Below are 18,390 nucleotides of genomic sequence, written 5' to 3'. Positions count from 1 at the left end.
AACAATTTTAATCGACTTGAGTAGCCTGAAATCAGGTCTACTTTTGGTCTACTTTTTAAAATTGTTAAGCTGTTTTAAAGGTAGTAAAGATTCTCAGTGGATTTTGTTATGAGACTTTGAAAGTCAGCCCCTTAAAAGTAAAGTAGGGTAAAAAGCAAAAAGGATCATCATTGCTGATAATCCTTTTTTGCGGACCGGACGGGACTCGAACCCGCGACCTCCGCCGTGACAGGGCGGCATTCTAACCAACTGAACTACCGATCCTTGAACCATTTTTCCGTTGGGAGTGCAAATATAGTTGTTGAACGATTGCCCGCAAAATTTTTAAACTATTTTTTCTGATTTTCAATAAAAATAGTGCTGCCGGCTTCTGCCGTTTATCTGATAATTTTAAAGAACCGGCTCCATCTTGGACCGTTTTCATAACTGAACCAGATCATAGCGGCTTTACCCACCACATGATCCTCCGGTACAAAGCCCCAATAACGGCTGTCCTGCGATTTATGGCGGTTGTCGCCCATCATCCAGTAATAATCCATTTTAAAAGTATACTTATTAGTGGCTGCACCATTGATAATATAGGTTCCATCAGGATTTTCGACAAGCGTATTCTTTTCGTACACCTGTATCGCCCTGCGGTATAATGCAATGTTCTGAGGGGTTAAGGTAATGGTAGCACCCTTCTTCGGGATCCAGATGGTCCCGAAATTATCCCGGTTCCATTTAAAATGCAGCGTATCAAAAGGAAATACCTGTGGTTCTGCATATCCGGCAGGGTATAGCTCTCTGGTGATACTGTTAGGGTCTATTACGGTCAGTTTCTTCAGTATATCCAGCTCAGATAAGGAAAGATTGATCTTATAGCTGCCATTACCGGCCGCTGTAAAATCGGGGTCGCTGCTTTCCATGTTCAGGCGGATACCGGACTCTTTCAGGAAGTCTGCATCAACGGCTACATTATTTTTTGTGCGGAAATAATAAAAAGTAGCAGAAGTGGGAGGCACGAACCCCGGCTGGTTATTAATATACACGATGCCATCAATGATCCTTAAAGAGTCTCCTGCTATGCCAATGCACCGTTTGATGTAGTTGTCGGTCTTATCGACCGGATGAATGGCCAATGGCTGAAACTGCGGGTCTTCCAGAACCTTATCCCTGCCAAACTGCCGCACCAGGTAGTAGTAGGGAACGGCAGACTGAAAGTCGGGCCGGTTTACCACGGTATCGCCTTCAGGAAAGTTAAATACCACGCAGTCATTTCTTTTTACAGGCGATGCAAACCAACGGATATAGGGTAGCTGTATTAATGTGGAATAAGATTTCAGGGAACTTCCCGGAAGATAATTGTGCACAAAGGGCACTGATAAAGGAGTATTGGGTATGCGGGGGCCATAGCTGAATTTACTTACAAACAGGTAATCATTGATCAGCAATGTTTTTTCCATGGAGCTGGACGGGATCACATAGGCCTCAAAAATAAAAACGCGTATCAGGGTAGCAGCAACTACTGCAAAGATGGCTGCATCCACCCATTCACGCCAGCCAGGCTTCTGATGCTTTTTTACCCCTTCCGGCCCAATGAAGCGGGCATCCTTGTTCCTGGAAAGCCATGGAAAATAAAACGGTGCAAATAATGAAGCGCACAAGTGGTCTAAAAAGGAAAACCGGCAAAAAACTTTTGCAAATTCAATAAAGATCCCTGGGGTAATAAACCAGCCCACCACCGGAATAAACTGCCAGAAAACCCAATGCCTGGGCCTTTGAGCAATATCCTGCATTACCCAGGTGTTATAAAACGGTATATAGGCTTTCCAGGATGCCTGCCCTGCTTTTTTAAACAAAGGCGCTAAACCAAAAGAAGGAAGGAATACTAAGAGGGTACTTATTAAGTAAATAACAATTAAGTGGTGCAACGGCATCGATTCAAAAAATTTTAATCAGACAAATTTATTGTAAACGGGTTACAATATGGCCTTTTATGGTTCAGAATTAACAATTGAAGGTACTGAAAACCAAAGAGGCTGCCCAAATATATGGAAACAGCCTCTTGCCATAACAAAAAATCTTTTATTTATGCTTTTTAGAACGTGCTTTTTTGCCCGGAACGGTCTTACTTCCGCCGGCAGCTTTATAGGTATCTGCCAGCTTTACCGCTTCATAAGCATTTACAATACCGCCGGTAACGCAAAGATCAGATAAATGCACTTTAGCGCCTGTGCCGGGATTGGTAACCCATTCTGTTGGTTTCACTACAGATTTTTCAATGATCTCCTTTACCTGCAACGCTGTAAGATCCGGGTAATAGCTCATAATAAGCGCAGCAAGCCCTGCAACCACGGGGGAAGCCATGCTGGTGCCCTGCTCATTACCATAACGGTTGCCGAGCGGGAGTGTGGAATATATCTTTACACCAGGTGCAAAAACATCTACTTCTTTTTTGCCGTAATTGGAGAAGCTGGCTACAATGCCGCTTTGTTCATTAGGGCCGCTGGCACCCACAGTGATCCAGGTGGCAGGGCGCGTTTTATCCAGGTAATAGGCAGAAGGAAAATTATAAGTGGAATCATTGTTCTGGCTGTCATTGCCGGCCGCATGCACCAGTAAAACCCCTTTGCTTACTGCGTATTTTACGGCATCATCCACCCATCTTTTTTCCGGAGAATAGGACTTGCCAAAGCTCATGTTAATGACACGGGCACCATGGTCCACCGCAAAGCGGATCCCCAGGGCAATATCTTTATCATGCTCGTCTCCATCCGGAACCGCGCGTACACTCATTAATTGCACATTATCCGCAACGCCATTCATCCCTTTTCCGTTATTCCTCGCTGCTCCAATGATCCCTGCAACATGGGTGCCGTGCAGGGGTGCATCGGCATTAACAGTAAGGTTATTATTGCCATAATATTTATCATTAATATCCCCGTAATGGTCCTTGACAATGCTGTCCCTGTAATTTTTGGGGGCCTGCTTTCTGTTATTGATCTTTTCAATATCATTATCCATCTGATCCAGCAGTTCCCTGTTGGTGATCTCATTATTGTCGTTTGCGCTGCATACGCTCAGAAGAAATGATCTGGTATTACTGGCATTAACAGTTGTGGGATTGTAATTGACAAGGTCTTTGCAACTGTACACCTCTTTCTTCAGATCAAAGCGAATGGTCTCATCGCCCATCCGGATCAGTTTCATTGACCGCAGGATCAGATCATCCTGTGCGCCGTCTTCTTTAAATACTTCAGCCTTTGCACGGGCCCACATCCTGTACTCTTCCTTGTCTGCTGCTGGTACCTGCTCCTCTGTCTTATTTTCATATTTGCTTTTCAGGCCCCAGTATACACGCGCCGCTTCATAGGAATCCTTTGTCACATTTTCTTTTCCGTCTTTGCTGCCCAGGAAGTTCCAGCCATGCACATCATCCACGTATCCGTCTTTGTCATCATCAATGCCGTTTCCGGGAATTTCTTCTTTGTTGATCCATAAAACGGATTGCAGGTCTTCATGGGTGGTGTCAATACCGGAATCGACTATTCCAACAATAACAGGAGTGCTTTGTCTGTTTTTTGATTTCAGGAATTCATAAGCTTTATCCAGGCTAAGTCCATAATAACCATCTGTTTTAAGGTCTTTTAAATGCCATCCTTCCGGAATAGTACCTGCAGATTGCGCAAAACCTCCAAGAGCAGTTGCCAACGCTAATGTGACTAACCCGGCGTTCTTCAACAATTTCTTCATGTGTTCTATTATTGGGTTTTCTTATAATAAAAAGACGCGAAAATAAAGCTTCCTGTATTAAGAATTTCTTAAAGAATACTTTTCCGGGTCAGTTTCCTTTCAGGATACGATGTAACGGATGAGGGATCCGTTGCATCGTATATTTTTTTAACAATTTTAAATAGTGAATTTGATACCCTGTGCCAGGGGAAGTGCTGTGCTGTAATTAATAGTATTTGTCTGGCGGCGCATATAATTTTTCCAGGCATCGCTGCCGCTTTCGCGTCCGCCACCGGTTTCTTTTTCACCACCAAATGCCCCGCCGATTTCGGCTCCGGAAGTGCCAATGTTTACGTTGGCAATGCCACAATCGCTTCCGGCATGTGAAAGGAACTGTTCTGCTTCTCTTAAGTTCAGGGTCATTATAGCCGATGAGAGCCCCTGGGGTACATCATTCTGTATTGCAATAGCTTCATCCAGGTCCTTGTATTTTATCAGATACAGTATAGGGGCAAACGTTTCTTCTTTTACTATCTTAAAACCGGCCTTGACCTCTGCAATGCACGGTTTTACATAACAGCCGCTTTTATAAGCCTTCCCTTCTAATACACCCCCTTCCACCAGGAATCTGCCGCCCTCTTTTTTACAGGCAGTAATGGCATTCAGGTACAGTTGAACCGCTTCTTTATCAATTAAAGGCCCTACATGATTTGCGGGGTTCAGCGGATCGCCTACCTTTAGCTGGGCATAGGCATGCTTCAGTTTCTTTTTAACGGTTTCATATACGGCCTCATGAACAATCAATCGGCGGGTTGTTGTGCACCGCTGTCCGGCAGTGCCTACCGCTCCGAAAAGCGCGCCCGATACTGCAATGTTAAGATCGGCGTCTTTTGAAATAATGATGGCATTGTTGCCGCCCAGTTCCAGCAGTGACCTTCCAAGCCTTGCGGCTACCATAGCCGCTACAGCTTTGCCCATTCTTGTTGAACCGGTAGCAGCTACTAATGCGATCCTGCTGTCTTTTGCCAGCCATTCACCAGCTTCCCTGGCACCCGAAATAAGATTGCACACACCCTCCGGTACCTTGTTTTCTTTAAAGACCCCTGAAACGATCTGCAGACAGGCTACTGCACATAACGGTGTTTTTTCTGAAGGCTTCCAGATACAGGTGTCACCGCAAACCAGTGCCAGCATTGTGTTCCAGCTCCAGACAGCCACAGGAAAATTAAATGCGGTAATGATGCCCGCAATCCCTAGCGGATGGTATTGCTCATACATCCGGTGGCCCGGCCGCTCACTGTGAATGGTTAGGCCATACAACTGCCGGCTCAGCCCCACAGCAAAGTCACAGATATCGATCATCTCCTGTACTTCTCCCCAGCCTTCCTGCAGGCTTTTGCCCATTTCATAGGATACCAGTCTTCCAAGGTATTCTTTATTGTTACGCAGGGCTTCGCCGATCTGGCGCACAATTTCTCCCCGACGGGGGGCAGGCCATTGACGCCATTCAAGGAATGCGGCCTGCGCCTTTTTTACCACCAGCTCATATTCTTTTTTTGTAGTTAAACTTACTGATCCGATCAGGCTTGCATCAACGGGTGTATAAGAAGAAATGCCGTCAGTAACTTTACCCTGCCATTCCGTGCCGGTACAGGTGCCTTTGTTTTCTTTTTTCAGGTTTAACTTCTTTAAAAAATCCATAATGTGCTTATTTGATCTCGAAATTTACGAAAAATTAGCTGTCTGGATGAGTTAAATACCACAAAGCCATAAACAGCCATAAAGAGCCGGCAGCTTTTAATACAAAAGAGAAATGCTCTTGATAAGAAGTCCTGATATGCGTCTCCTGAAAAATGTATAGCTGTTTTAACCAGAAAAAATTTCTTATACGAAAGTGACATTTTAATCAGACCGAAAGGTTTCCCCGAAAACACAATGCTTTTTTTGTCGGACTGTAATGAATTTCGCTTGCATATAAAATCCTCATCCCGTCTTTTATGAAACCGGGATTGGAAAATTTCATGTAAGTTTGGGCACCTGCAAAAATTGTTTTATTAGTTATGGGGAAAAATAAAATCAGTGTATTGGTGGTGGGATGTGGTCATATGGGCAGTTCGCATGCAGCGGCCTATCACCAGATGAGCGAATTTGAGATTGTGGGATTGGTTTCAAGGGGAAACAGTAACGCAGCACTGAATCAGCAATTGAATGCAGATTACCCCTTGTATTCCGGTTTTTATGAAGCGTTGGAACTGGCTGCGCCGGATGCCGTTTGTATAGCCACCTACCAGGATACGCATGAGGCGTATGCCATCAAAGCTATAGAAGCGGGATGCGATGTTTTTATTGAAAAACCGCTTGCAGATTCGGTTGCAGGGGCAGAGCGTGTGGTGCAGGCTGCAAAAAAGCATAACCGGAAACTGGTGATCGGCTATATTTTAAGGCACCATCCTTCCTGGAAAAAATTTATTGAGCTGGCGGCAGGTTTGGGAAAACCCCTGGTCATGCGGATGAACCTGAACCAGCAAAGCAGCGGGCATGAATGGCAGGTACATAAGAAATTCCTGTCGAATATGAGCCCTATTGTTGACTGTGGCGTGCATTATATTGATGTTATGTGCCAGATGACACGGTCAAAACCTTTACAGGTAACGGCAATAGGAGCACGGCTTACGCCGGAGGTACCGGAAGGAAATTATAATTACGGCCAGTTGCAGATCCGGTTTGAGGACGGTTCTGTTGGTTGGTATGAGGCCGGCTGGGGCCCCATGATCAGTGAGACCGCTTTTTTTGTGAAGGATGTTATAGGCCCTAAAGGATCCGTTTCCATTGTTGCAAAGAATGCAGGAGCAGCAGGCTCCTCCTCAAATATTGATGCGCACACAAAGACCGAATCTGTTTTGCTGCACCATGCAGATGTAGACGCCAATGATGTATTTACAAAGAAAGATGAATGGATCAGTATGAACGATGAGCCGGGGCACCAGGAGCTGTGCAACCGGCAACAGCGCTATTTTTATAATGCAATTGTCAATAATGCAGATCTTACAGATCATATGAATGATGCGGTGAACAGCCTGCGCATTGCCTTTGCCTGTGATGAAGCGGTAAGAACCGGACAGGTGGTAACACTCTAAAATGCTGCTTTTTCTGGTATAGCTGTATGCACTTGTTCCTGCCTGTACCCGCAGCTACGCTGTACACACAATTATTTTCTCATATTATCAGGGAGCGTGTAGTAACTGTAATTGTAATTAGCCTTTAGGAGACGGGCAAAATATCCTAACTTCGGGTAGCTGTAAAGCTGCCTGGGTCTAATCATAGAAATTCTAAAGTCGAGCGTCCCGCCCTCCCGGGTTGGTCAATTGTGGCGGAACACACCACTATATTCTAAAGCTGATAGTAGTGCCCTGCCGGAATTGTGCTGTAACCTTCCGAAATTTCGGAACCGGCTGCCCTTTTTGCGATCCTTTCTGGGCAAACAAAAAGGATCAGAAAGAAAAGTAAGTAATCGAACTTATTAAAAACGGCTCGTCCCTGCCTGCCGTTCGGCAGGCAGGCGAACGGTTGGTTCAACGGGCGGGCCGCAAAGCCGGTTAGCTGTAGTAGTCGTAATTGTGTTCCGGAATCCGAACATTCGGATGAAAAACAAGAAAAAGCAGCGTATAATAATCAGAAACGCTTATATCTGTTAGCAAAAGATATGTGTACAAGGTAGCTGTACCAGCAGATATGTATTGTTTTTTATAAATTTGCTTCATGCCGAAATTCAACCTGGATGATAGTGCCAATTTGATCAGCAAGTTTACACCCCGGAGGGCCTGGAATGCTTTTAAAGTGTGGATGAGCTATTATATAAACCGGCTGCCCCTGGGAACAGTACAATGGGGGTACCCGGTTTCCATTTCCTTTGAGCCTACTACCAGCTGTAACTTACGCTGTCCTGAATGTCCAAGCGGGTTAAGGGCTTTTACCCGTCCCAAAGGAATGCTGGAGAAAGACTTTTTTACAAAAACAATTGACGAAATCCACAAAGAGCTGCTTTACCTGATCTTTTATTTTCAGGGAGAGCCTTATTTGAATCCCGGTTTCCTGGATATGGTAAAATATGCCTCCGGCAAAAAAATATATACGGCAACCAGTACCAATGCGCACTATTTAACGGATGAAATGGCAAAGCGCACTATTGAAAGCGGGCTGGATCGCCTGATCATTTCCATCGATGGCACTACGCAGGACGTTTATCAGCAATACCGGGTAGGCGGAAATATCAATAAAGTGATCGAAGGCGCCCGGAATATTGTAAAATGGAAAAAACAGCTAAACAGCAAAACCCCTTATGTTTTTTTTCAGTTTTTAGTTGTAAAACCGAATCAGCACCAGATAGAAGATATAAAACGCCTTGCAAAAGAGGTAGGAGTGAACGAAGTGCGTTTCAAAACGGCCCAGGTTTACGACTACCGGGAAGATCCGAATCATTTAATTCCTACCATAAACCGGTATAGCCGCTATAAACGAAATGCAGACGGCACTTACTCACCAAAGAATAAGATTAAGAACGGTTGCTGGAAAATGCATCATTCCAACGTGATTACCTGGGACGGCCTGGTGGTTCCCTGCTGTTTTGATAAAGATGCCACGCACCGGTTGGGGGATCTGAAAAATAAGTCGTTTAAGGAAATCTGGAAGAATCATCAATACAACCAGTTCCGCAAAGCATTAAAATCTGGACGTGCCGCTATTGATATTTGTGCCAACTGCAGCGAGGGGCTGAATGTTTGGAAAGATTAAGGAATACTACCGTCTTAAATATTCAATACCCTTCAGACATTAAAAGAACATTGTTTCTCTGAAGCAACCATAAAGACGTTGCTTTTAAGTTCTTTAAAATGACAGGTAGCGCTGTCAGCTGATTGTCACAAGGAGCCTGTTGAACTGTTGACGAAGCATGATTCAATTGTAATCTTATCCTTCCTATAGTACAGGGTAACAGTTCTTATTTATTGATAATGAATATTTTACATCATTTGTTATTAACAGCTTGCTGAAGGGGACCTGGCTTCGGCAGAGTTGAGCCTGACATACCTTCACTGGTGCAATTTAATCTAAATGGTATAACTGTTTAATGATGAAACTGAAGCGGGCAACGCAATGAAGCCCCGGAATGATGAGCTGCTGTCAACAACTAACAGCCCGGGGGCCAAAAGCGGGTGGCGGGGGGCGGATTTGTGAACAGAGTTTTTGTGAATGATTTTTGTGTTCACAATCCGGCTGTTCACAATTTGTGAACACGCGTTTTGTAAACGGAGCTTTGATTGACAGGTATTTTGTTTGCAAAATGACCCGTCCTGAAAAATGTTGACACTAGGATGCCTTTCATCATAAAAAAACCGGGAGCACCGGTTCTTGTACCTTTTATAAGAAGGATTTTTAAAAAAGCAGGGATCACTTATTTTTCAGATCATCCAGTTTATCTTCTGTCTTACCGGCCAGGTTGCCGGCTTCCTGTTTTGCATCGTCCAGCTTGTCTTTTATATAATCTTTTACATTATTCACTTTATCCTTTGCAGCTTCAATATGTGCTTCCTGTTGCGCTTCCGGATCGCTCTTTTTGTTCCTGGCTTCGTCTATTTTTTCCTTCAGATTGTCTTTCAGATCTTCTGCCTTATCTTTTGTTTTGTCCCATATCTCTTCTGCTTTGTCTTTAGTCTGCTCCCAGGCATCCCCGGCTTTATCTTTAAATTCCGTTAATTTTTCTTTTGCCTTGTCCATAAAGGAATCTTTGTTCTCTTCCATAGTATTATAATTTAAAGTTTGAATAAATAACGTTTACAGCTAAATAACAGTATTATCCTACGGCCCTGTTATATAAAACTATTACCGAATTTTATGCCAGCTTCGGTTGTACCGCAATGATTGCAGGGTTCTTATTTATTTTTTAACGAATTTCCGGGTGTATTTCTGATCGATATTCCCGTATTGTGTATCAGTAAGAGGAGCTGATCCGGGGCCAGAAGCAATTATTGCCGGGCGCTCTTGTAAAGAAGCGCTTCATGGATCTTTACGACCTGCTCAATCAGTGACAGGTGCCCGTTATTGTTAATTACAAAATGGCAACGCCGCATCTTTTCTGTTTCATCCATTTGTTTATCCATTCGTTCTCTTACCTGTTGTTCTGTTAAATGGCTGCGTTCTATTGTACGTTGAATGCGCAGTTGTTCGGGAGCCGTTACGCCAATAATATAGTCCAGGTACTGATCACTGCCCGTTTCAAAAAGAATAGAGGCTTCTTTAATGGCATAAGGGGCATGCTGCTGTTTAAACCAGTCCTGGCTGTCCTGGATGGCTGCCGGATGCACAATGCTGTTGATCTTTTTTAGCTGCTCATCATCACCAAAGACCCGGGCAGCAAGAAAAGCCCTGTCCAGCTGCCCGTTTTTAAATGCCTCTTCTCCAAAAGCCGCTATAAGCTGCTGTTGCAGGGACTTACTGGTGCTCATTAAACGCTTTGCAGCCGCATCTGCATCATATACAGGAATGCCTAATGTTTTGAACAGGGATGCTGCCAGTGTTTTGCCACTGCCGATACCGCCTGTAATGCCTACTTTCAGCAAATTAAAAAAATGTTTAGTCTGTAAATGAAAACACGGCAAAAATAGCTCTTTGCCGTGTACCTCAGATTATTCAGAATAAGTAGTGCCGGAAAAGACCGGCAACACGCTGCTATTTTGTAGCTGCCGGTGCAGTGGTGCCTTTATTCAACTGGCTGGTCCAATCCATGCTGATGGCAGACTTTTCAATTTTAATATAATTACCGGGGCTTACTTCAATATTTAATGTGCCATCCTCATTTACCTGGCTGATCTTTCCATGGATGCCTGCGATGGTTACGATTTTATCACCTTTCTGAAGCTCTTCAATAAACTTTTTCTGGTTCTTGGCCCTTTTGGCCTGTGGGCGGATAAAGAATAGCCAGAAAACCACTATCATCCCGATCATAAATACCATTGTTGTCATTGACCCGAAAGGGCCGGGAGCTTGTGCCTGCAGAATTACCTGTGTCATTGCTTAATTTTAAATTTATTTATTAACTACATCTACTTTAAATTCCAGTAATGCCTGTGTGGTAGGCTTTATATTGCCCTGTACCGTTATATTTTTCCTGTGCTCCCCCTCACTTTGCCCTTCGCTGTTGAATTTGGCAACGATTTTTCCTTCTTTACCTGGCAGGATGGGCTCTTCCGGTTTTTCCGCTACTGTACATCCGCAGCCCGGCTGAACGGAAGTGATGACCAGGGGCTTATCGCCTGTATTTCTGACAGTAAAAGGAATTTCAACGATCTGTCCTTTTATTACCTTGCCCACATCTTTAAAGGTAGAGTCCACCCAAACAACAGTTGTAAAGTTTGCAGAATCCTTTAATGCTTCAGGAAGCGGCGTCAGGGCTCCGGGAGATGATATGAGGCTGGGCTTGTTACTGTCTGCCCCCGAAGCGGAAGCTTTACCGGAAGTATTTTTGCATGCTGTCAATACTACAGCAGCGGCTGCCACCAACAATACTTTTCTCATTCTTTTCTTTTTTATTTTTGAAAAGGCAAAATTACTTTAAATAGCCAGTATCACGCCTTTTTATAATCGGTTTTCTTTAAACGGCCCTGTTGTGCCAGCTCCTTATGAATATTATCAAGGATCCCGTTTACAAAATGACCGCTTTGTGCCGTGCTGTATTCCTTTGCCAGGTCAATATATTCATTAATAGTTACTTTGGGGGGGATAGTCTCAAAATATAAGAACTCGGCAACTCCCATTTTCATAATAACCATATCCAGCAGCGCAATACGGTCCGGATCCCAGTTCTTTAGTTTGGGGGTGATGAAATCCAGCAGGTAATCGTTCTTTTCTATGACCGTGGATAAAAGGCTGTGCGCAAAACGGGACTTATCCGGGCTAATGATCTCCTGGAATTTTATGGTGCCCGGTTTATGCAGGTAGCTTTGCATCAGTTGCGCCACCATTTCGCCATCATCATTCCAGTTGGAGAATAGTTCTTCAACATGAGCTATAAAATCTTCATTCCCAAGTAGATAATCATTGAGAATGAACTCAAATATTTTGCGGTCTTCCTGTTTGCTTTGTTGCTTTACAGATATATAGTGGTGGTATTCAGCGGTTTTTGTTAATTGATTGTAAATCTTCTTTACCAGCTCCTCATCAATCAGCTGTTCCGGTTTTTCTTTTTTCAACTGTTCTTCAAGCAGCTTGTCTTCCAGTATCTGCCAGAGCAGGCTGCTGCCGGCCAGTTTTGTATTTACATTCAGATCAGTTGCAGAAGGGATGAATTTGCTGGCTCTTTTATGCGCATCTTTTTCTGCATAGCGGGCCACCTGGGTCAGAAAATAAATCAGATAAACAAATAAGCTGCGGGTCTGGTTAAAATGCTGGTCTAAAATTCTTGAGGGAGAAGGAGCTTTGCTTTCCTGTGTTGCTTCAGCACTGTAAGCATACAGGGTTTGCATCACTTTCACCCTTATGTTTCTTCTGCTAATCATTGATTGAATGAACTGTTTTTGCGGCTGCGAAGATAGATGTTTTATTATTGAATGTACAAAAAACAATAGGGAAATGCGCGCTGAACGTGCAAATAACCATCTGCAGCAATATAAAGGCCGCCCTGCCGGAATGATTTTACTTTTGTGCCTTGCGGCCTGCTTGGCAATATACTGTAAAATAAGCGGATACTTTCGCTTACATGAAATGCAATTTTGACAGGGAAAGGTTCGTGTTCTCCGGGAATACGCTTAAAATAAGGAGTAAAACTGAAAAATTTTCACTTTCATGCCGGATGGCATATTATTTATGCTACTTTAGCCAGCCTTACTAAATTATAGTTGGGCATTTTAAATTAAAATTTTTAAAAACAATACGATTATGGCTAAAAAAACGACTGTTACCCCTTTACACGACAGGGTAATTGTAAAACCAGCAGCAGCTGAAGAAAAAACAGCTGGCGGCATTATTATCCCTGACACCGCAAAAGAAAAACCACAGCGCGGTACTGTAGTTGCAGCAGGTCCTGGTAAAAAAGATGAACCCGTAACAGTAAAACCCGGCGATACCGTATTATATGGGAAATATGCCGGTACTGAGATCCAGATTGACGGGGAAGACCTGTTAATTATGAGAGAAAGCGATATCTTGGCAATTGTTTAATTAATGTGTAAAGGTGCTGATGTGAAAATTTGAAAATTGGCACATCAGTTATATCATATTCTAAAAATAAAAACGGAATTGTGACTTAAACACATTTTCACATTTTCAAATTTTCAAACTAATTAAAAAATGGCAAAACAACTTTTCTTCAATATTGAAGCAAGAAATAAAATGAAAAAAGGCGTTGACTCCCTGGCCAACGCAGTAAAAGTTACATTAGGCCCAAAAGGACGTAATGTAGTACTTGAGAAAAAATTTGGAGCACCTTCTGTAACCAAAGATGGTGTTACTGTGGCAAAAGAAATTGAGCTGGAAGACGTAGTTGAAAATATGGGCGCTCAAATGGTAAAAGAAGTAGCTTCTAAAACTGCTGATATTGCCGGAGATGGTACCACAACCGCTACTGTTTTAGCTCAGTCCATTATTGGTGAAGGCTTACGCATGGTGGCTGCAGGCGCTAATCCTATGGATCTGAAACGGGGTATTGACAAAGCTGTTTCACTGGTTGTGGAAAGCCTGAAAGCCCAAAGCCAGACGGTAGGCAGCGATGGCAGAAAGATCCAGCAGGTGGCTACTATTTCTGCCAATAACGATGAAACTATTGGTAAACTGATCGCTGAAGCTTTTGCAAAAGTGGGTAAAGAAGGCGTGATTACTGTAGAGGAAGCAAAAGGTACTGATACTACCGTTGATGTGGTAGAAGGGATGCAGTTTGACCGCGGATATATCTCTCCTTATTTTGTTACCAACAGTGAAAAGATGGAGGCAGAATTGCAGAACCCTTATATACTGATCTATGATAAAAAGATCAGTGCCATGAAAGACATTCTGAGCATTCTTGAAAAAGTGGCTCAAAGTGGCCGTCCGCTGGTAATCATTGCTGAAGATCTGGAAGGTGAAGCACTGGCTACACTGGTAGTGAATAAATTGCGCGGAACCCTGAAAGTGGCTGCTGTTAAAGCCCCGGGCTTTGGCGACAGAAGAAAAGAAATGCTGACGGATATTGCCATCCTTACCGGCGGTACTGTGATTTCTGAAGAACTGGGCCATAAATTAGAAGGTGCAGATCTGAGCGCACTGGGTCAGGCTTCTTCCATTACCATTGATAAAGACAATACCATTATTGTAGGTGGTAAAGGTAAAAAAGCAGATATTACCGGCCGCGTAAACCAGATCAAGGCACAGATTGAAAATACTACTTCCGATTACGATCGTGAAAAATTACAGGAGCGCCTGGCTAAATTAAGCGGCGGTGTGGCTGTACTGTATGTAGGTGCTGCTACTGAAGTAGAAATGAAAGAAAAGAAAGACCGGGTAGATGATGCCCTGCATGCAACAAGAGCAGCAGTGGAAGAAGGAATCGTACCTGGTGGCGGTGTGGCTTACATCCGTGCTATTGAAAGCCTTGATGTAAAAGTAAAAGGCCAGATAGAAGATGAAGCAACCGGTATGGCTATTGTAAAGCGTGCTCTGGAAGCTCCTGTACGTACATTAACTGACAACGCCGGTATCGACGGATCGATCGTTGTTCAGAAAATTAAAGAAGGCAAAGGCGACTTCGGTTTCAACGCAAGAACAGAAACTTACGAGAACCTGTTTAAAGCCGGTGTGATCGATCCTACAAAAGTAAGCCGTGTAGCGCTTGAAAATGCTGCTTCTATTGCAGGTATGTTACTGACAACAGAATGCGTGGTGGCCGACAAACCAGAGCCTAAAACAGCAGCTCCTGCAATGCCGGGAGGTCCTGATATGGGCGGTATGGGCTATTAATAAGAGCTATCGGACAAGGTGGCAGCAAAAGCCGCCGGTTACAAATAAAAAATGTTCATCGGAAGATGGGCATTTTTTTTATGGGCTGTCGGCGGTAGTACAGGACTGTGCTGTTGTTCCGGCTATCCGCTATACCTCCGTTTCACTGCGGTGCCGCTGCTATCCGGCAGCCCTTCGGCAATTAGTAATAAAGGCCGCTGTTGAGGTTTTCACCATCTGTTTTCTATTATAATCCAGGCAAAGGCTAAAATTCGCAGCCTTCCGCTTTTCAGCCTGTGAACTTTACGTTACCTTTGCACCACTTTTTGAAATCAACTAAATAAACTATTCTAAATTCATGATCAGTGTAAAAGACCTGAAGCTGGCATACGGTAAGCGCGTTCTGTTTGAAGACGTGAATGTAAATTTCACCAAAGGGAATTGCTATGGTGTTATTGGCGCTAACGGGGCCGGCAAATCAACTTTTCTGAAAATTTTAAGCGGCGAAATTGAGCCCAACAAAGGCACTATAAGCATTACGCCCGGGGAACGCATGGCGGTGCTGAAGCAGAACCACTTTGAGTTTGATAATGAGACCGTACTGAATACGGTATTAATGGGGCATAAGAAAATGTGGGATGTAATGACCCGGCGGGATGCAATCTATGCCAACCCGGATGCCACGGAAGATGATTATATGAAGGCCGGCGAACTGGAAGCGGAATACGGTGAAATGGGGGGCTATGAATCAGAGAGCGATGCAGCAGCCTTTTTAAACGGGTTGGGTGTTCATGATGAGCTGCACCAGTTACTGATGAAGGACATCCCCTCCAACATGAAGGTGCGGGTATTGCTGGCCCAGGCCTTATTCGGAAACCCGGATATCCTGCTGCTGGATGAGCCTACCAACGGGCTGGATATTGAAACCATCAGCTGGCTGGAAAACTTTCTGGCTGATTATGAAAATATTGTATTGGTAGTAAGTCACGACCGCCACTTCCTGGATGCGGTTTGTACCCATGTGGCCGATGTGGATCGCCAGAAAATAAAAATATTTACGGGGAACTATAGCTTCTGGTATGAAAGCTCCCAGCTGATGGCCCGCCAGATCGCGGACAAGAACAAAAAGATGGAAGAAAAACGGAAAGACCTGCTGGACTTTATTGCCCGTTTTAGCGCCAACGCTTCAAAAAGCAAACAGGCCACCAGCCGTAAAAAAGCGCTGGAAAAATTAACCATTGAGGAAATTGAGCCCAGTTACCGTAAATACCCGGGCATTATTTTTCAGCCCCTGCGGGAAGTAGGCAACCAGATATTAAACGTGGAAAAGCTGAAAAGCGTTGTTGAAGGGCGCGTGCTTTTTGACAAAGTTACTTTCAGCGTTAACAAGGGCGATAAGATCGCCTTTATCAGCAAAGACCCTCTTGCCGTTACCAGCTTCTTTAATGTTATAAACGGGGAGGCAAAAGCGGATGGCGGAACCTTTGAATGGGGCACAACAGTTACCTCTGCCTACCTGCCTGTTGACAACAGCCCATATTTTCAGCAGGATCTGAACCTGATGGACTGGCTGCGTCAGTATGTGCCGCCGCATGTGACCGATGTGGATGAACCTTTCCTGCGTGGCTTCCTGGGTAAAATGCTGTTCAGCGGTGAAGAAGTGCTAAAGAAAACAACCGTATTAAGCGGTGGGGAAAAAGTGCGCTGCATGATCAGCAAAATGATGTTGCAAAATCCTAACGTAATTATATTAGACCAGCCAACAAACCATCTTGACCTGGAAAGTATTCAGAGCTTTAACGAACAGTGCACGGTTTATAACGGTATTGTGCTGTTAACCAGCCATGACCATACCTTCATGCAAACAGTGGCCAACCGGATCATTGAGCTGACGCCCAAAGGGATCATTGACCGGCTGAGCACTTTTGATGAATACCTGGCGGATGAGCGCGTCAAAAAACTGCGGGAAGAGCTGTACGCATAACTATATATAATTTGAAAAGGGCTGTTCCCCCCACCGTGAGAACAGCCCTTTTATCATTGTTGTCCGGAAAAAATTTATTAAGTTCTTTAAAGCCATTCATCAAAAAAATTACCGCCATTTGAATCAGAATCTTTTCTTTGCAGGATTATAGTATTGCTTTGAGACTTAAATTGAATAAAAAATGATCAGAAAGTATTTCTTAATGGCTGCTTTTTCAGTGGCCTTTGCGGGCAGCAGTTTTATACATGCCCAGGACGATTTAATAAAAAAGATCAGCGGTAACCGCAGTGACAGCACGGGCTTCCGGTTTACAGATGTGATCAACCTTGCCGTAACACCGGTAGAGAACCAGGGCTCATCCGGTACCTGCTGGAGCTATTCTACCAATTCATTTTTGGAGTCGGAGATGATCAAAGCCGGGAAAAAACCGGTTCCGCTGGCCAAGATCTATACCGCCCGTAAGTCTTATGAAGATAAGGCAGAGAACTATGTAAGAATGGGAGGAAACCTGAGCTGGGGCGATGGAGGAGAAGCCCATGACGTGATCAACATGTATGCCAAATACGGGGCCATGCCGGAGGAAGCCTATACGGGGCTGCTGAACGGTGCCACCACCAATAACTTCAGCGAAATGCAGGGCCTGCTGAAATCCATGCTGGATGCGGTGGTTAAAAATCCCGCAGGAAGCATTTCTCCCAACTGGAAAAAGGCTTTTGCTGCTACCCTGGATGCTTACCTGGGACCCGTGCCGGCCATGTTCATGTACCAGAACAAAAGCTATACACCACAGACCTTTGCAAAAGAAGTCGTAGGCATTGATCCCAATAATTATATAGAATTTATTTCCCAGACCAATACGCCTTACTGGCAAAAAGCCATGATGCTGGCACCTGATAACTGGGCTTTTCAATGGGATTATAACATTCCGCCGTCTGCAATAACTGATATTATTGATAACGCCCTTAAAAACGGGTATACGGTGGCCTGGGGAACAGATGTTTCCGAACCTTATTTCAGCTGGCCCAACGGAGTGGCTTTTGTACCGCAAACCCCTGCATCCTATGGAAAAAAGCTTTCGCCCGCCCAGAACAGGGAATTGTTCAGCGGCCCGAAACCGGAACCGGAAATTACACCGGAACTGAGACAGGCGGGGCTTGAGAACGGCCAGACAACTGATGATCACGGAATGCATATTGTGGGCCTGTCCAAAGATCAGAACGGGAAAGAATATTACATCGTAAAGAATTCATGGGGCACTCATAATGAATATAAGGGATACCTGCATGTAACAAAAGCCTATGTGCAGTTGAAAACTACGGGCATTCTGGTCAATAAAAAGGCGGTGCCCAAAGAGGTGGCTTCAAAAATTACTATGTAATTATTGTTTAAATAATTGTATGCAGGGAGGCCGCAGGGCCTCCTTTTTTATTATGGTGAGGTCTTGCTTATGGGCCGGCCCATGGCTCTCTGTTTCCCATAGCATTACAATACAGCCAGCCAAAGTTCGCAATTAAAATGACAGAACGGGATGTTGCCTCTTACTTCTCTCCAATGAGCTCTGCGGAGCAGATGGGTCTTTCTTTTTGTGCAGGGCCTTCATTACAATAACTCCGGCTGTTACATAATTGCTGCATTGCTGTTGCACAGGGCTGTACAGCAACCTGCGCAATAAAAGGCCATCGGCCTGCTTTTTATAAAAAACTCCGGAACTTATTCCGCAAGTAAAGGGTATA

14 protein-coding genes and 1 tRNA gene are annotated in these 18,390 nt (G+C 44.2%); 6 read left to right on the top strand and 9 right to left on the bottom strand.

All coding sequences use genetic code 11. The features are described from left to right. Positions 1–190: 190 nt before the first annotated feature. The 4 genes from A8C56_RS09385 to amaB all read right to left on the bottom strand — a co-directional run bounded on the left by A8C56_RS09385 (position 191) and on the right by amaB (position 5,415). Positions 191–264: transfer RNA gene (locus A8C56_RS09385), tRNA-Asp, on the bottom strand. A 113-nt stretch (positions 265–377) separates the two neighbouring features. Then, complete coding sequence (gene lepB, locus A8C56_RS09380; RefSeq protein WP_067754937.1) at positions 378–1,919, bottom strand: signal peptidase I; 1,542 nt, start codon at positions 1,917–1,919, stop codon at positions 378–380. A gap of 148 nt (positions 1,920–2,067) precedes the next feature. Continuing rightward, entirely contained in the window at positions 2,068–3,735 is a 1,668-nt protein-coding gene (locus A8C56_RS09375) for a S8 family serine peptidase (RefSeq protein WP_067754934.1), read from the bottom strand. A 156-nt stretch (positions 3,736–3,891) separates the two neighbouring features. Further along, positions 3,892–5,415: an L-piperidine-6-carboxylate dehydrogenase gene (gene amaB, locus A8C56_RS09370; protein WP_067754931.1), complete on the bottom strand. Its 1,524-nt coding sequence runs from the start codon at positions 5,413–5,415 to the stop codon at positions 3,892–3,894. Between the two features lie 359 nt (positions 5,416–5,774). Between amaB and A8C56_RS09365 the strand changes: the two genes are divergently transcribed. Next, entirely contained in the window at positions 5,775–6,851 is a 1,077-nt protein-coding gene (locus tag A8C56_RS09365) for a Gfo/Idh/MocA family oxidoreductase (RefSeq protein ID WP_067754928.1), read from the top strand. A 622-nt stretch (positions 6,852–7,473) separates the two neighbouring features. Continuing rightward, positions 7,474–8,505 carry a radical SAM/SPASM domain-containing protein gene (locus tag A8C56_RS09355; RefSeq protein ID WP_067754921.1) on the top strand — a complete coding sequence of 344 codons (1,032 nt, stop codon included), beginning with the start codon at positions 7,474–7,476 and terminating at the stop codon, positions 8,503–8,505. A 654-nt stretch (positions 8,506–9,159) separates the two neighbouring features. Here the strand turns inward: A8C56_RS09355 and A8C56_RS09350 are convergent. The 5 genes from A8C56_RS09350 to nusB form a co-directional block, all read right to left on the bottom strand. Beyond that, complete coding sequence (locus tag A8C56_RS09350) at positions 9,160–9,510, bottom strand: YtxH domain-containing protein (protein ID WP_067754918.1); 351 nt, start codon at positions 9,508–9,510, stop codon at positions 9,160–9,162. Positions 9,511–9,734: 224 nt separating this feature from the next. Then, positions 9,735–10,328 (bottom strand): dephospho-CoA kinase, encoded by a 594-nt coding sequence (gene coaE, locus A8C56_RS09345; protein WP_067754914.1) that lies wholly within the window; start codon positions 10,326–10,328, stop codon positions 9,735–9,737. Between the two features lie 109 nt (positions 10,329–10,437). Continuing rightward, entirely contained in the window at positions 10,438–10,779 is a 342-nt protein-coding gene (yajC, locus tag A8C56_RS09340; RefSeq protein WP_067754911.1) for a preprotein translocase subunit YajC, read from the bottom strand. Positions 10,780–10,794: 15 nt separating this feature from the next. Then, positions 10,795–11,283, bottom strand: a complete 489-nt coding sequence (locus A8C56_RS09335; RefSeq protein WP_067754908.1) for a DUF1573 domain-containing protein — start codon at positions 11,281–11,283, stop codon at positions 10,795–10,797. A 50-nt stretch (positions 11,284–11,333) separates the two neighbouring features. Then, positions 11,334–12,263, bottom strand: a complete 930-nt coding sequence (gene nusB, locus A8C56_RS09330; protein ID WP_067754905.1) for a transcription antitermination factor NusB — start codon at positions 12,261–12,263, stop codon at positions 11,334–11,336. A 379-nt stretch (positions 12,264–12,642) separates the two neighbouring features. Between nusB and A8C56_RS09325 the strand changes: the two genes are divergently transcribed. The 4 genes from A8C56_RS09325 to A8C56_RS09310 all read left to right on the top strand — a co-directional run bounded on the left by A8C56_RS09325 (position 12,643) and on the right by A8C56_RS09310 (position 18,035). Further along, positions 12,643–12,924: a co-chaperone GroES gene (locus A8C56_RS09325; protein WP_067754903.1), complete on the top strand. Its 282-nt coding sequence runs from the start codon at positions 12,643–12,645 to the stop codon at positions 12,922–12,924. Between the two features lie 129 nt (positions 12,925–13,053). Next, on the top strand, positions 13,054–14,694 hold the full coding sequence (gene groL / locus A8C56_RS09320) for a chaperonin GroEL (protein WP_067754901.1): 1,641 nt from the start codon (positions 13,054–13,056) through the stop codon (positions 14,692–14,694). A 337-nt stretch (positions 14,695–15,031) separates the two neighbouring features. After that, entirely contained in the window at positions 15,032–16,657 is a 1,626-nt protein-coding gene (locus tag A8C56_RS09315) for an ABC-F family ATP-binding cassette domain-containing protein (protein WP_067754898.1), read from the top strand. 181 nt (positions 16,658–16,838) lie between these two features. Beyond that, entirely contained in the window at positions 16,839–18,035 is a 1,197-nt protein-coding gene (locus A8C56_RS09310) for a C1 family peptidase (protein ID WP_067754895.1), read from the top strand. The last annotated feature ends 355 nt before the right edge of the window (positions 18,036–18,390 follow it).

This window comes from Niabella ginsenosidivorans (assembly GCF_001654455.1).
GTDB lineage: Bacteria > Bacteroidota > Bacteroidia > Chitinophagales > Chitinophagaceae > Niabella > Niabella ginsenosidivorans.
This window is presented reverse-complemented; position numbering and strand designations above follow the sequence as displayed.